The sequence below is a fragment of the Paracoccus wurundjeri genome (assembly GCF_030678915.1).
Classification (GTDB): Bacteria; Pseudomonadota; Alphaproteobacteria; order Rhodobacterales; family Rhodobacteraceae; genus Paracoccus; species Paracoccus onubensis_A.
Genome location: NZ_JAUUTZ010000011.1, coordinates 110894 through 124449, shown reverse-complemented (window position 1 = coordinate 124449; position 13556 = coordinate 110894). Strand labels below are relative to the sequence as shown.

Sequence of the window (13556 nt, the reverse complement as noted above, 5' to 3'; positions counted from 1 at the left end):
TAACAGCAGCGCCGGCATCATTCGCAGAAAGGATATACCATGAGCTTCGATCGCAACATCAAGATCGCGCCGTCGATCCTGTCGGCGGATTTCGCGGATTTCGGGCGCGAGATCCGCGCGATCGAGGCCGAGGGCGCGGATTGGGTTCATATCGATGTTATGGACGGACATTTCGTGCCGAACCTGACCTTCGGCCCTCCGGCAGTGAAGGCGTTCCGGCCGCATGTAACGACCTTCATGGATGTGCATCTGATGATCGCACCGGTGGACGCCTATATCGAGGCCTATGCCGAAGCCGGCGCCGACATGATCACCGCCCATGTCGAGGCAGGTCCACATCCGCACCGGACCCTTCAGGCGATCAAGGCAACCGGAAAACAGGCCGGGATCGCATTGAACCCCGGAACTCCGGTCGAAGCCGTCGAATATCTGCTAAGCCTTTGCGACATGGTTCTGGTGATGACGGTAAATCCCGGCTTTGGCGGCCAGAAATTCATCCATAGCCAACTTGACAAGATCGCCCGCCTGCGTGGCATGATCGGCGACCGCCCGATCCATATTCAGGTGGATGGCGGCGTCGATCCGAAAACCGCACCCCTTGTCGCCAAAGCAGGGGCCGATGTTCTGGTGGCGGGCTCTGCCGTGTTCAAGGGCGGCTCGGTCGATCAGACGGGCATCTACGGCGATAATATCCGCTCCATCCGCGAGGCAGCCCAGGCGATTTGACTTTCCCGCCCGACAGGCGCTTATCTTGCCGCGACCGAAAACAGGAGGACAGGATGGATCTGGGAATCAAAGGCAAGCGCGGGCTGGTCTGCGCCGCATCGAAAGGTCTTGGCCGCGCCTGCGCCGAGGCGCTGGCCGAAGCGGGTGTCGATCTGGTGATCAACAGCCGGACCGAGGCGGATATCACCAGAACCGCAGCCGAGATTGCCGATAAATTCGGGGTGCAGGTCACAGCTGTCGCAGCGGATATCACCACCGAAAAGGGCCGCGCCGATGTGCTGAAGGCTGTCGGTCAGGCCGATATTCTGGTCAATAACGCGGGCGGGCCGCCTCCGGGCGTCTGGACGGACTGGAGCCGCGACGATTTCATCAAGGCCATCGATGCGAATATGCTTTCTGCGATTGCCCTGATGCAGGCGCTTGTCCCCGGCATGATGGAGCGTGGATGGGGGCGGGTGGTGAATATCACCTCGCAATCGGTACGCTCCCCCATATCGGTATTGGGCTTGTCCAACACGGCACGGTCGGGTCTGACGGGTTTTGTCGCCGGAATGTCGCGGCAGGTGGCCGGCAAAGGCGTTTGCGTCAACAATATCCTGCCGGGCATCCATGCGACCGCACGTGCCGACTCGCTGGATCAGGGTGTTGCCCAAAAGAACGGCATCAGTCTGGAAGAGGCGCGCATCAAGCGGCAAGCGGGCATCCCGACCGGCGAATATGGTCAGCCCGAGGATTTCGGCGCAACCTGCGCTTTTCTGTGCAGCCAGCATGCCCGGTTCATCATCGGCCAGAACATCCTGCTTGACGGCGGCGCGTTGAACGTCTCGATTTAAAGCGGGTTGCGGTCATCCGGCTTCAGGGCGATTGCGTCCCGCGATGGCCGGGGGCGCTGCCCCGTCGCCGGCTGGTTCTCGAACCAGTGGCGCACCAACCGGCAACCCCGAGGTATTTCCGCAAAGAAGAAATGCGGTTATCCGAATCCAACAAGCTGCAACGCGCTATAAGAATTTGCCATCAGCCTGAAACAGGGCGGATCAAGCCCCCGTTCAGGACAATTCACCAAGATACGGACGGCAGGTTCCCGCCCCGCCCGTCATCTTTCCCAGCCGGTTTCTGCAAGCAATCTCTGCCGGATAACGGCATTATCCTCGCGGATCATTCCGGGAATGAGGAACAGATCGAGAATCGCCCACAGGCAGACGAAACCGATCGGAATCCAGCCGATCAGGATGGCCGCAGTCAACCAGCCCAGCCCCCACAGCACCAGCATCAGGAACCCGCTGACATAGCGGCCCAGATACATGCGATGGACACCGAAACCCCATAGCAGGATCAACAGCAGATAAGCGACGATCTGGGATTTCCCTTCATTCGCCACGCGCTGTTCGATCAGTAACTGTTGCTCGACATTCATCGATATTCCATCCTTGTGCCTCTATTCTTCCCGTAAAAGATAGGGTCGGCCCAGAAATGGACAAGTGCCGGGCAAAATCCCCGGGCGTCAGACCGCCGACTTGCGGCTTTCTTCAAGATAGATTTCGCGTAGCCTCGTGGCCACCGGCCCGACTTCACCCTTGCCAAGCTGCTTGCCGTCGATCTCGACCACCGGCATCACGAATGACGAGGCCGATGTGATAAAGGCTTCATCGGCCTCCTGCGCCTCGGCGATGGTAAAACTGCGCTCCTCGACCTGCATCTGCGCCTCGTGGGCAAAACGCAAAACAGCGGCGCGGGTGATCCCATGCAGGATATCGTGGCTGAGTTCGCGGGTGATGATCTTGCCGCCCTTGACGATATAGGCATTGTTCGAAGTGCCCTCGGTCACGGTGCCGTTCTCGGTCAGCCAGGCATCGTCCACGCCTCGTGCCTTGGCCTCCATCTTGGCCATCGAGGGGTAAAGAAGCTGCACCGTCTTGATGTCCCGCCGTCCCCAGCGAAGATCCTCGACACTGATGATTTTCAAACCGGTTTTTGCCACAGGGCTGTCGGCCAGCCCCGGCTTGGATTGCGTGAACATGACAACGGTAGGGGCAGTTCCCTCGGGCGGATAGGCAAAATCGCGATCTCCCGGATTGCCCCGCGTGACTTGCAGATAGATCAACCCGTCGGTGATCCCGTTCCGTTCGATCAACTGCCGATGCGCGTCGAGATATTCATCCCCGGACATCGGATTGGTCATGGCCAGCGCATCCAGAGAACGAGCCAGCCGCGTCATATGCCCAGCGAAATCAAGCAATTTTCCGTCCAGAACGCTGACAACCTCGTAAACCGCATCGGCCATCAGGAAACCACGGTCGAATACCGACACTGTGGCCTGATCTTCAGGCAGATATTCGCCATTTACATATACGGTCCGTGTCATCGCTTTCTCTCCCTTGCGGCTGGTGGTTCCGGTCCTGCGCCGAAACTGCGGCAGGGTCAAGCGACGTGGCGCGTTAACCCTTTCCCAGTACGGTTTCCCAAAGACGGCTTGCTGCCCGGAATAGGCTGCGGTAAAGGGTAGCGCAACATCGTTTCGTCACGCACCAAGGATTCGTAATGAGCTTTCGCCTCCAACCCGCAGCTCCGGCCCGCCTGAACCGCTGCCAATTGTTCGGACCGGGATCGCGCACGGCGCTGTTCGAGAAGATGGCCAAATCCGAAGCCGATGTCATCAATATCGATCTGGAAGATTCAGTTGCCCCCGATGACAAGGACACCGCGCGCAAGCAGGCCATTCAGGCCATCGGCGATATCGACTGGGGCGACAAGACGCTTTCGGTGCGGATCAACGGGCTGGACACGCCTTACTGGTACCGCGATGTGGTCGACCTGATGGAACAGGCAAGCGAGCGGCTTGACCTGATCATGATCCCAAAGGTCGGAAATGCCTCGGATATCTACGCCGTTGACGCGCTTGTCACCGCAATTGAGCGGGCCAAGGGGCGGGAAAAACGCCTTGGTTTCGAAGTCATCATCGAAAGCGCAGCCGGTATTTCACATGTCGAGGAAATCGCCGCTGCCTCGCCGCGCCTGCAGGCGGTCAGCCTTGGTGCTGCGGATTTCGCGGCATCGATGGGCATGGCCACAACCGGAATCGGCGGAACGCAAGAGAATTATTACATGCATCGCGAGGGCCAGAAATACTGGTCCGATCCCTGGCACTGGGCTCAGGCGAATATCGTCGCGGCCTGCCGGACCCATGGCGTGCTGCCGGTTGATGGTCCTTTCGGCGATTTCAGCGACAAAGAGGGCTTCGTGGCGCAGGCACGACGCTCGGCCACTTTGGGCATGGTCGGCAAATGGGCAATCCATCCCAGCCAGATCGCGCTGGCAAACGAGGTCTTCTCGCCCACGGAAGACGCCGTAACCGAAGCGCGGGAAATCCTTGCCGCCATGGAAGAAGCCAAACGCTCTGGTGCAGGGGCAACGGTTTACAAGGGCCGCCTGGTCGATATAGCTTCGATCAGACAGGCCGAGGTGATCGTGCGGCAGGCCGAACTGATTGCGAGGAAATAATCGATCACAAGCGGACTAGCCTTGTGGAGGGGGCCGGTTCGCGACGTGGGAGGGCGCGGGCTCTGTGGCAACACAGGGCCCGTTGCGTTTTCGGGCTGCGCATCACGCCCGGCGCAGCTTGCGGAACGCGGCAGAGGCGCCCCAGCCCGCAAACACCGCGACAGCCAGCGACATCAGGCCGTAAACGAGCGGCTGATCGAATGCCAGGCGGTAAAGCCAGCGTTCCAACCCGACCTTACGAACCTCGATCGGGGCGCGATAGACGTCGATCACCTTGCCGTCACGCAGCAGGAAGATGCGGGTTTTATAGTCGCCTTCGATCAGATTCGCGGGCAATCGCACATCCGCACGAAACAGGGTCTGATCGACCAGCTTGACCGCGCCTTCGTCCAGACGATACAGGCCGTTACTCTCGCGAATGCGGATCAACGCCTCGGTAAAGGGAACCGCATCCTTGACCGCGATCTGACCGGCATAGGCCCGGAGAGCCAGCGGCAGCGAGATCCGGTAGCGACGATCCCAATCCGGTTGCAGGATTTCATCCAGTGGCGCCGAACTCGCGACGGCATAGAAGCCGGGCGCGGCCCCGATCTCGACCTTTTCGGAATTGATCCAGATCCCCGCCTTGCGCTCTTTCCGCCAGATCGTCAAAGGGCGGGACGGCGCCTCGACCGTGACGATGACATCCAGCGAACCCGAAGGTATCGGCGCCTCCCGCTTGATCGCACCATAAATCAGGATATCCATCCGGTCATATCTTGCGGTGATTCCGACCGAATCCTGCGACAGACCGGCCACAACCCTTTCCCTGCGCTGTTCCTTGTCTTCGGATTCGGGACTGGGGGGAAATACCGTGACCGGGTAGACGGGAACGGCCTCGCCCTCGGTCTGCCCAGTGCCGGTATCGGGGCTTTGCGCATTGGTCGCACCGCAAAACGAAAGCGCCAGAAGGAATGCTGCGATACGCCGCATCACTCGATCCCCGACGTGATCGAGTAGAGTTCATCCGGACGCAGAACCAGATCAAGCGCCAGCTTGCCACAGACCAGCAGCACCAGCAGCGCCAGAAGAATGCGCAATTGCTCGGCCCTGAGTCTTGCGCCAAGGGTCGTGCCAACCTGCGCGCCGATCACGCCGCCCACGATCAGCAGCAACGCCAGCATGATATCCACGGTATTGTAGCTGACGGCGTGCATCACCGTAGTGAATGCGGTTACGAAGATGATCTGGAACAGCGACGTCCCGACGACGACCTTGGTCGGCACCCCAAGCAGGTAGATCATCGCGGGAACCATGATGAAGCCGCCGCCGACCCCCATGATCGCAGCCAGAACCCCGACTGCAAGCCCCACCAGAAGCGGAGGAAACACGCTGATATACAGGCCCGACGCGCGGAATTTCATCTTGACCGGCCAGCGATGCACCCACATGTGCTGATGCAGCCGTCGGCGATAGGTGGCATTCTTCGACCGGCGCAGGGCGCGTATGCTTTCCTGCAGCATCATCATGCCGATCAGGCCCAGAAACACCACATAGCAAAGCTGCACCACCAGATCGACCTGCCCAACCGATTGCAACAGGTTGAACACCCATACCCCAAGCCAAGAGCCGATCAGGCCGCCCGCCAGCAGCACACCACCCATCCGGAAATCCACGGTCTTGCGTTTGACATGCGCCAATACGCCGGAAACCGAGGAGGCGACGACCTGATTTGCGCCGGTCGCCACCGCAATCGCCGGAGGAATGCCGATAAAGAACAGAAGCGGGGTAATCAGAAAACCGCCCCCCACGCCGAACAGCCCGCTCATCAGCCCGACAAGACCGCCAAGTCCTACAAGGGTGAAAGCGTTGACCGAAACCTCGGCGATGGGAAGAAAGATCTGCATGTTGAGCGCTATCGGTCAGGTTATCCTAGGATGCAACGGTAAATTCGCTGCGTCAAACGGCTTTGCGGATCGCCGTCAAGGGAATCTCAACGGGTTGCAGCCCATCCTGCACGCAGGTAAGCAGGGAAAAGAAACAACAAGCGCGTGAACGGAACCGCAATGCGCATCCTCATCACCAATGACGACGGGATCAACGCTCCGGGGCTGGCGGTACTGTCAGAGATCGCCGCCGAAATTGCAGGCCCGTCCGGCGAAGTCTGGACAGTGGCCCCCGCATTCGAGCAATCCGGCGTGGGACATTGCATCAGCTATTCCCATCCGACGATGGTCGCCCGGCTGGATAACCGGCGCTATGCAACCGAAGGCAGCCCCGCCGATTGCGTGCTGGCAGCCGTTGCCGATGTCATGGCCGATGCCCTGCCCGATCTGGTCCTGTCAGGCGTGAATCGCGGCAACAACTCGGGCGAGAACGCAATGTATTCCGGCACGATTGGCGGCGCGATGGAGGCCGCGCTGCAAGGTCTGCCCGCAATTGCGCTGTCGCAATATCTGGGACCGCGCACAGCCGGGCTCGATGACCCGTTCGAAGCGTCGCGCCGGCATGGCGTGGCGATCATACGCGGGCTGCTTGATCATGCCGACTGGACACAGAACGACGATTACTGCCTGTTCTACAATGTCAATTTTCCCGCACTCCCGGCCGCCGAGGTATTGGGCACCAGAGTCGCCGCGCAAGGCAGGCGCAAGGATTCGCGCTTTTCAGTACAGCCATACAGCGCCCCGAACGGCAGACGGTTCATGTGGGCCAAGGGCGGCGATCAGCAGGCGATGGCGAATGAAGGCAGCGATGTCGCCGTAAATATGGCGGGTTACATCTCTGTTACACCGATGCGGGCCGATCTGACCTGCCATGATTCGCTGTCCAGCCTTGCCGGAAAGCTTGATCGGGATCTCGTGGATAGCAGAGGTACCGGATAGCAATGAGCGACGATGATCTTCCAGATCAAGATGACTCGCCAGCCGAGCGCAAGATGCGCTTTCTTTTCCAGCTTCGCTCCCGTGGGGTAACCGATCCGCGTGTCCTTTCCGTGATGGAACGTATCGACCGGGGGATTTTCATCCGCGGGCAATTCGCCGACAGAGCCTATGAAGACACGCCTTTGCCCATCCCCTGCGGTCAGACGATCAGCCAGCCATCCGTCGTTGGCCTGATGACTCAGGCACTGAACCCACGCCCGCGCGATACTGTGCTGGAAGTCGGGACCGGCTCGGGCTATCAGGCCGCCGTTCTGGCGGGGCTGTGCCGCCGGGTCTATACTGTCGACCGTCATCGCCGGCTGGTGCAGGAATCCGAAGCGATTTTTCAGAAGCTGGGTCTGTCGAATATCACCGCGCAGGTTGCCGATGGTTCTCGCGGGTTGCCGGATCAATCCCCTTTCGACCGCATTCTCGTGACCGCCGCGGCAGAGGACCCCCCCGGTCCATTATTGGCACAGCTCAAGATCGGCGGTATTATGGTGGTGCCTGTCGGGCAATCGGACGCAGTTCAGACCTTGATCCGCGTGACCCGGACGGATACCGGGTTCGATTATGACGAGTTGCGGCAGGTACGGTTCGTGCCTCTGGTCGAGGGGTTGGGACAAACATGACCCCCGTTCGGGCAGATACAGGTTGAGGATTTTGGAATGAGCAGAAATTTCAGGCGTTTGGCGGGCACATCTATGGTAATTGCCCTGCTTTCCTCTTGCGGTCCGAATGGTTTTGATCCGGATCTGCGTGGTTGGGTTCCCGGCGCGTTGAGCACGGCGGATGCTGCGGCCAAGGCCGTGCCACGCCCGCAACCGGACAGCCGCGGATTGATCACTTTCCGCGATTATCAGGTGGTGGTGGCCAGATCCGGCGACACACCGGCCAGCGTCGCGTCGCGGATCGGGCTGGGCGCCGAGGAACTGGCCCGCTACAACGCATTGCCTGCCAGCGCCACCCTACAGCAGGGCGCTGTTCTGGTCCTGCCGCGCAGCGTTCCCGGCGGCACACAGGTTCAGGGCGGCATCATCAGCAGCACCGGGCAAGTGTCCGATCCATTCGCGGGCCAGGGCATCGCCAAGCCGGACGTGCCGGGCATGGAAGGCGAACAACAGGCTGCCGCGCCCAAAGGCGAGCAACCGCAGCAGCATCAGGTTGCTTCTGGCGAAACCGCATGGTCGATCGCCCGCAAGTACGGGGTCAATGTGCAGGATCTGGCGTCCTGGAACGGATTGCCTTCAAACATGCAATTGCGTGTCGGTCAAAGGTTGATGATCCCAGTCAAGGGTCAGGCCGCCCCGGCTGCGGGAACAGGGACCACCGCACCGGGCAGCGGCAGCCCCACCCCGCGCCCGCCTTCCGCGGCTGCCCCTCTGCCGGACGAAAAGACCGATCCCGCCTCGGAGCCGGGGCCTGCGACCGACACACCGGATCTGGGTGCGACGCGGACGGGCGCCTCGGGCAACGGTCGCTTCAGCATGCCGGCCTCGGGCTCGATCATCCGGGTCTATGAAAAGGGCAAGAATGAGGGAATCGACATTTCCGCACCCGCTGGCACATCGGTCAAGGCAGCCGGGGCGGGACAAGTCGCCGCCGTTACCCGCGACACAAGCGGCGTGCCGATCGTGGTGGTGCGTCACAATGACGGTCTGATGACGGTCTATACCGGTCTGGACGAACTCAGCGTGTCCAAGGGCGATTCAGTCAGCAGTGGTCAGGCGATGGGTACATCGGGCAGCAGTGGCGTGGTGCATTTCGAGGTCCGCCGTGGTTATAACAGTGTGAACCCGGAAGATTACCTGAACTGATGGCAAACCGCCCGGTCACGGGATCGGGCGGTGCCACGCCTGCTCAGAGCCGGTCGAACTGATCGTCAACCGCGGCCGCAATCTCGCGCCGGATCACGATACGCAGGTTGCGGGAAAACCGCTCTCCCAGTTCGCCCTGCAATTCGCTTTGAATCATTTCGCGAATCTGACTGCGCACGCCTTTGACATCGTCTTCGATCACCGGACCGAAAAGCGATGCCATGCTGGCCGGAGCGTTTTTCTGCCCCTTGTCGCCCGCGCCTTCCTTTAGCGCGACCCGGTCACGCAGATCGATTTTTTCCATCTCTTCGGTTTCGGAAACGGGGGTCAGTTGTTTTGCCGTCTGCATCTGGTTTTCCTCTCTTATGTCAGTGGCGTCATTCACAACGCCCGCAGGGGACGGGCGAACATTCTTGTCCTCATCGCGCAAAGATGATGCGGGTTCTTCAATTTCGTTGCAGGAATTCGGTACGGCAGTCGCCCGGGCATCGCCGACCATGTCAGCGGACAGACTGTCCGTGACGACATCGGTGCCGGACATATCCCGACCGATGGTTTCATTTCCGTTATGTTCCGGGTTTTTTCCAACCAGCCAAACCGGCCATTTCGGACCCGCTGACCTGTCTGCCGCCTGCGGCGGACCGTCTGTCACGGGTTGTTCAACAACCGTCTGCGAGGCTAGCGCCCCGTCACGCTTTGCTCGCCCGGACAAGGAGGCGCGGTTTTTTTGCCTGCCCCGTGACATCACAGGGCGCATTTCTGGAAAAAGCAGGTGTCAGCCACGCGCAGACAGCGCGTGGCCCCGATATCAGTTTTCGCGCCCGATTGCGCGCAGGACGCGATCCAGGCTTTCACCCTGCTTGCTGGTGTAAGGCGCGTCGCGTACCGATTTATAGTATTCCGATGGGTCATATGTGGGAATTCCCAGCTTAAGGTCTTCTACCGTAAGCAAACCCATAGCGGCCAAAAGTTGATAATGTGCTAACTGAAGATTGGCCTCTGCGGAAATCTTGTCGGCCCGCGCCTCCAGAAGTGATTGTTCTGCATCAAGCACGTCCAGCGTTGTCCGGGCGCCTAGCTGAGCCTCTTCGCGCACGCCTTCATATGCCTGCTGCGCGGCAGCGATCTGTTCGTCGATCGCACCAAGCTGTGCGCCGGCCACCGAGATATTGGCCCAGGCGGTTCCGACCTGTTCATTGACGTCTCGCGCCGTGTTCAACAGCACCGCCCGCGCTTCATCGCGCGAGGCCATCGCCTTGCGGTGCTGGGCCGGCAAACGGCCTCCGGAATAGATCGTCTGGCTAAGCTCCAGGCCGACCGAGGCACTCCCCCGGGTTTCATAATCCCCTGACCCAGTAAGGGTATCCCGCTCGTAATCGCGCCCTATACCGACCTGGGCATTTGCCGAAAGATTCGGGTTACGCTCGGCCCCCGCTGCGGCAACCCCCAGTTCTGCCGCCGCAGCCATACGCTGCGCCTGCTTGATCGCCGGATGGTTCTTCTGGGCAACGGCCCGCGCCGCCTCTACATTGGCCGGCAATGTCGGCAATGGCGGAGGGGCGGCCAATGTGCCAGGCTGCTTGCCGGTTGCCGCCAGATATTGTTCCTGCGCAACCTCCAGATCGCCTTCGGCGGCCGCCAGCGCCGCGCGCGACGCGGCCAGCCGCGCTTCGGCCAGTGAAACATCCGTCACCGTGATCTCACCGACATCGAAACGATCCTGTGCCGCCTGCCGTTCCTGACCAAGCACCCGAACGGAATTTTCCTGCAACGCGACCTGTTCGGTCGCCTGACGCACGGAAAAGAAGGCATTCGTCGCCTGAAGCAGTACATCCTGCTCGATCCCGACCAAAGCCTGCCGCGTGGCAAGCACCTGCTCTTTCGCGGCATCGATCGCCAATTGCGAGCGGCCCCAGTCATAAAGCGGGATCTCGGCCCCGATCATCAGCGAACTGGAACGAATGCTGCCGTGATTGCCTTCGGTTCGGCTGACCTGATGGCTTGCCACCCATTGCAGAACCGGGCGAAGCTGCGCCACAGAACTGGCGACATCCTCATCCGCGGCCCGCAGAACCGCACGGTTCTGTTCGATCAGGGCAGAGCTTCGATAGGCGGAAACCATCGCATCGGCCAGAGAATCGGCTGCCGCCGGAAGAGCAAGGCTTACCGAAAACGTCACGGCTGCTGCCACCCGCCCGAGATTGGGAATAATTTTCACAGGCTGAACCCCCGTTCTTTTGTAAATGCCCGCAAAACGGGCGCGTGGGCGTTGAATGCGTAGCGCCAGTTGATCCGCCCGTTCAGACGATGCCCGATCCGGGCGACCCCAAGCGAACCTTCCATGAATATCGCGCCGATTCGTCCCCCCTCCTTAAGCTGGTCAAGGATCGTTCCCGGCACCTCTTCGACCGCGCCCTCGATCAGGATGACGTCATAAGGCCCCTGCTTGGCGTTCCCTTCCGTCAGATCGCCATGAAGCGCGGCGACATTGAACACCCCGGCATCGGCAAGGCGCTTTTCCGCATCTTCCGCCATGACGGGATCATCCTCGATGGCGACGACCGCTTCCGCCATGCGAGCGATGACAGCGGCCGAATAGCCGTAACCGCTGGCGATATCGAGCACCAGATCGTCAGGCTCGATATCCAGCATATCGACAAGCTTGGCCAGCGTCCGCGGCTCGAGCATGACACGGCCTTCGCCGACAGTCAGATTCTCGCCGGAATAGGCGACGTCGCGCAGCGATGGAGGCACGAATTCCTCCCGGGGAATCGCCAGCATGGCTTCAATCACCGGGAACTTGGTTACATCATTCGGGCGAACCTGCGTATCCACCATCATGGTGCGCCGCGCGGCAAAATCGATCATTGTCGGAACCCCTGCTCGACCAGTTCTCGTGGCTTATTGCCACGTTTCACATAGGTGGGCAACGCCAGTCATTCCAGACTTGCACGCCGCCCATCAATCCTTTATCGGAGACGCACTCTCGACGACGGCGGGTTGGCGGAGTGGTTACGCACCGGATTGCAAATCCGTGAAGACCGGTTCGATTCCGGTACCCGCCTCCAAATCACATTGACATCATTGGATTAAGAAAATGCCAAGAAACCACTTGGCTTAGCATGGGGCCGTTCGCATCCACGCAGCGGAACGGCCCGGCGCTAGGACCAATCGGGGCTCTTGTCATCGGTCGGAACATGCCGGCATGTCCGATCACGATCGCTGTCACCTATCTGATCCGATAAGGATTGAGGAAAGGCGCTCGGACATCAAAGGTCGGATGAGAGTTTCGTGACGATAGCAGTCATTCGGCTTCGCAGGATCACGGATATCCGGCAGAATGTCTTTAAGCCCGTTACTCCGCCAGTTCGCGCATGACCTTGATCAGGTCGGATTTGCCCTCGAATCCGATACCGGGAAGATCCGGCATGACAATATGCCCGTCTTCAACCTTTACCCCATCCGGAAACCCGCCATAAGGCTGGAACAGGTCGGGATAGCTTTCATTCCCGCCCAGCCCCAGGCCGGCCGCGATGTTCAGCGACATCTGGTGCCCTCCATGCGGGATGCAGCGGGATGGAGACCAGCCGAATTGACGCAGCACATCCAGCGTCCGCAAATATTCGACAAGCCCATAGGACAGCGCACAGTCGAATTGCAGCCAGTCACGATCCGGCCGCATGCCGCCATAGCGCAGCAGATTGCGCGCATCCTGATGAGAGAACAGATTCTCTCCGGTTGCCATCGGCGGATCGTAGAATTCCGAAATCGCCGCCTGCAACGCGTAATCCAGCGGATCACCGATTTCCTCGTACCAGAACAGCGGATAATCGCGCAGCATCTTGGCATATGCGATCCCGGTTTCCAGATCAAAGCGGCCATTCGCATCCACGGCCAGCTGCGCGTCCGGCCCGATCTCGTCCAGTACAGTCTCGATCCGGGCGCGGTCCTCGTCAATGGAAGCACCGCCGATCTTCATTTTCACGACGTTATAACCGCGATCAAGATAGCCCCGCATCTCGGCGCGGAGTGCGTTATTATCCTTTCCCGGATAATAATAACCACCCGCCGCGTAGACAAAGACCTTTGGATTCGCCTCGCGCCCGTTCATCTCTGCCAGAAGCCGGAACAGCGGCCTATCTTCGATCTTGGCCACCGCATCCCAGACCGCCATATCGATCGTGCCGACCGCGACCGAGCGTTCGCCATGCCCGCCCGGCTTTTCATTCGCCATCATCACCGCCCAGATCCTGTGCGGGTCAAGATTACTGCCAGCATCGTTCAACAGGCTCTTGGGATCGGCCTGAAGAATACGGTCCCGAAACCGTTCGCGGATCAGGCCACCCTGCCCGTAACGGCCGTTGGAGTTGAAGCCGTAGCCCACCACACGCCGCCCGTCACGCACCACATCTGTGACAACCGCAACGAGGCTGGCCGTCATCTTGCTGAAATCGATATAGGCGTTGCGGATGGGTGACGCGATGGGTTTGGTTACTTCGCAAATATCGACGATCCGCATGATTTCCTCCTGCCGGACATATGATGCATTTGTCTAACGGTACGTTATCGCAGCCGTTCCTAAGGCAAATCGTGGTAAAAAATCCAATGCCGA

General features: G+C 60.2%; 14 protein-coding genes and 1 tRNA gene. 7 read left to right on the top strand and 8 right to left on the bottom strand.

The window, feature by feature from the left end; all coding sequences use genetic code 11:
- Positions 1-39 precede the first annotated feature (39 nt).
- The gene (gene rpe, locus Q0601_RS12810) at positions 40-726 is read left to right on the top strand and encodes a ribulose-phosphate 3-epimerase (protein ID WP_305290233.1); all 687 of its coding nucleotides are present in this window, start codon (positions 40-42) and stop codon (positions 724-726) included.
- Between the two features lie 53 nt (positions 727-779).
- Positions 780-1559, top strand: coding sequence for an SDR family oxidoreductase (locus tag Q0601_RS12805; RefSeq protein ID WP_305290232.1), 780 nt, complete (start codon positions 780-782; stop codon positions 1557-1559).
- 260 nt (positions 1560-1819) lie between these two features.
- On the opposite strand, the gene Q0601_RS12800 is transcribed toward Q0601_RS12805, so the two are convergent.
- On the bottom strand, positions 1820-2140 hold the full coding sequence (locus Q0601_RS12800; protein WP_305290231.1) for a TM2 domain-containing protein: 321 nt from the start codon (positions 2138-2140) through the stop codon (positions 1820-1822).
- Between the two features lie 87 nt (positions 2141-2227).
- On the bottom strand, positions 2228-3088 hold the full coding sequence (locus Q0601_RS12795) for a D-amino-acid transaminase (RefSeq protein ID WP_305290229.1): 861 nt from the start codon (positions 3086-3088) through the stop codon (positions 2228-2230).
- Positions 3089-3264: 176 nt separating this feature from the next.
- Here Q0601_RS12795 and Q0601_RS12790 point away from each other — a divergent pair, with 176 nt between their 5' ends.
- On the top strand, positions 3265-4224 hold the full coding sequence (locus Q0601_RS12790; protein ID WP_305290228.1) for an L-malyl-CoA/beta-methylmalyl-CoA lyase: 960 nt from the start codon (positions 3265-3267) through the stop codon (positions 4222-4224).
- Between the two features lie 102 nt (positions 4225-4326).
- On the opposite strand, the gene Q0601_RS12785 is transcribed toward Q0601_RS12790, so the two are convergent.
- Together Q0601_RS12785 and Q0601_RS12780 are read right to left on the bottom strand one after the other, a co-directional pair.
- Positions 4327-5196, bottom strand: coding sequence for a TIGR02186 family protein (locus Q0601_RS12785; protein WP_305290227.1), 870 nt, complete (start codon positions 5194-5196; stop codon positions 4327-4329).
- The gene (locus tag Q0601_RS12780; RefSeq protein WP_305290226.1) at positions 5196-6110 is read right to left on the bottom strand and encodes a sulfite exporter TauE/SafE family protein; all 915 of its coding nucleotides are present in this window, start codon (positions 6108-6110) and stop codon (positions 5196-5198) included. The genes Q0601_RS12785 and Q0601_RS12780 overlap by 1 nt, the downstream gene beginning before the upstream one ends.
- Positions 6111-6269: 159 nt before the next feature.
- On the opposite strand from Q0601_RS12780, the gene surE reads away from it, so the two are divergent.
- Genes surE through Q0601_RS12765 form a run of 3 tightly spaced genes read left to right on the top strand, consistent with a single transcriptional unit; the run spans position 6270 to position 8944 of the window.
- A complete protein-coding gene (surE, locus tag Q0601_RS12775) occupies positions 6270-7088 on the top strand; it encodes a 5'/3'-nucleotidase SurE (RefSeq protein WP_305290225.1) in 819 nt (272 codons plus the stop codon).
- A 2-nt stretch (positions 7089-7090) separates the two neighbouring features.
- A complete protein-coding gene (locus tag Q0601_RS12770) occupies positions 7091-7759 on the top strand; it encodes a protein-L-isoaspartate(D-aspartate) O-methyltransferase (protein ID WP_119745766.1) in 669 nt (222 codons plus the stop codon).
- A 36-nt stretch (positions 7760-7795) separates the two neighbouring features.
- Complete coding sequence (locus Q0601_RS12765; RefSeq protein WP_305290224.1) at positions 7796-8944, top strand: LysM peptidoglycan-binding domain-containing protein; 1149 nt, start codon at positions 7796-7798, stop codon at positions 8942-8944.
- A 43-nt stretch (positions 8945-8987) separates the two neighbouring features.
- On the opposite strand, the gene Q0601_RS12760 is transcribed toward Q0601_RS12765, so the two are convergent.
- From Q0601_RS12760 to Q0601_RS12750, 3 genes are all read right to left on the bottom strand, one after another.
- On the bottom strand, positions 8988-9485 hold the full coding sequence (locus Q0601_RS12760) for a hypothetical protein (protein ID WP_305290223.1): 498 nt from the start codon (positions 9483-9485) through the stop codon (positions 8988-8990).
- A 267-nt stretch (positions 9486-9752) separates the two neighbouring features.
- Positions 9753-11162: a TolC family outer membrane protein gene (locus Q0601_RS12755; protein WP_370656131.1), complete on the bottom strand. Its 1410-nt coding sequence runs from the start codon at positions 11160-11162 to the stop codon at positions 9753-9755.
- Positions 11159-11812: a protein-L-isoaspartate O-methyltransferase family protein gene (locus Q0601_RS12750; protein WP_305290222.1), complete on the bottom strand. Its 654-nt coding sequence runs from the start codon at positions 11810-11812 to the stop codon at positions 11159-11161. The genes Q0601_RS12755 and Q0601_RS12750 overlap by 4 nt, the downstream gene beginning before the upstream one ends.
- A gap of 126 nt (positions 11813-11938) precedes the next feature.
- Here Q0601_RS12750 and Q0601_RS12745 point away from each other — a divergent pair.
- Positions 11939-12012: transfer RNA gene (locus Q0601_RS12745), tRNA-Cys, on the top strand.
- A 287-nt stretch (positions 12013-12299) separates the two neighbouring features.
- Here Q0601_RS12745 and Q0601_RS12740 read toward each other — a convergent pair.
- Positions 12300-13463: a mandelate racemase/muconate lactonizing enzyme family protein gene (locus Q0601_RS12740; protein ID WP_305290221.1), complete on the bottom strand. Its 1164-nt coding sequence runs from the start codon at positions 13461-13463 to the stop codon at positions 12300-12302.
- Between the last annotated feature and the right edge of the window lie 93 nt (positions 13464-13556).

Excerpts from the sequence above, each read along its gene's own strand:
- surE (WP_305290225.1), top strand. The coding sequence starts at position 6,270 with ATGCGCATCCTCATCACCAATGACGACGGGATCAACGCTCCGGGGCTG.
- Q0601_RS12770 (WP_119745766.1), top strand. The coding sequence starts at position 7,091 with ATGAGCGACGATGATCTTCCAGATCAAGATGACTCGCCAGCCGAGCGC.
- Q0601_RS12750 (WP_305290222.1), bottom strand. The coding sequence starts at position 11,812 with ATGATCGATTTTGCCGCGCGGCGCACCATGATGGTGGATACGCAGGTT.
- Q0601_RS12740 (WP_305290221.1), bottom strand. The coding sequence starts at position 13,463 with ATGCGGATCGTCGATATTTGCGAAGTAACCAAACCCATCGCGTCACCC.
- Q0601_RS12765 (WP_305290224.1), top strand. The coding sequence starts at position 7,796 with ATGAGCAGAAATTTCAGGCGTTTGGCGGGCACATCTATGGTAATTGCC.
- Q0601_RS12795 (WP_305290229.1), bottom strand. The coding sequence starts at position 3,088 with ATGACACGGACCGTATATGTAAATGGCGAATATCTGCCTGAAGATCAG.
- Q0601_RS12800 (WP_305290231.1), bottom strand. The coding sequence starts at position 2,140 with ATGAATGTCGAGCAACAGTTACTGATCGAACAGCGCGTGGCGAATGAA.
- Q0601_RS12785 (WP_305290227.1), bottom strand. The coding sequence starts at position 5,196 with ATGCGGCGTATCGCAGCATTCCTTCTGGCGCTTTCGTTTTGCGGTGCG.
- Q0601_RS12760 (WP_305290223.1), bottom strand. The coding sequence starts at position 9,485 with ATGTCCGGCACCGATGTCGTCACGGACAGTCTGTCCGCTGACATGGTC.
- Q0601_RS12780 (WP_305290226.1), bottom strand. The coding sequence starts at position 6,110 with ATGCAGATCTTTCTTCCCATCGCCGAGGTTTCGGTCAACGCTTTCACC.
- Q0601_RS12790 (WP_305290228.1), top strand. The coding sequence starts at position 3,265 with ATGAGCTTTCGCCTCCAACCCGCAGCTCCGGCCCGCCTGAACCGCTGC.
- rpe (WP_305290233.1), top strand. The coding sequence starts at position 40 with ATGAGCTTCGATCGCAACATCAAGATCGCGCCGTCGATCCTGTCGGCG.
- Q0601_RS12805 (WP_305290232.1), top strand. The coding sequence starts at position 780 with ATGGATCTGGGAATCAAAGGCAAGCGCGGGCTGGTCTGCGCCGCATCG.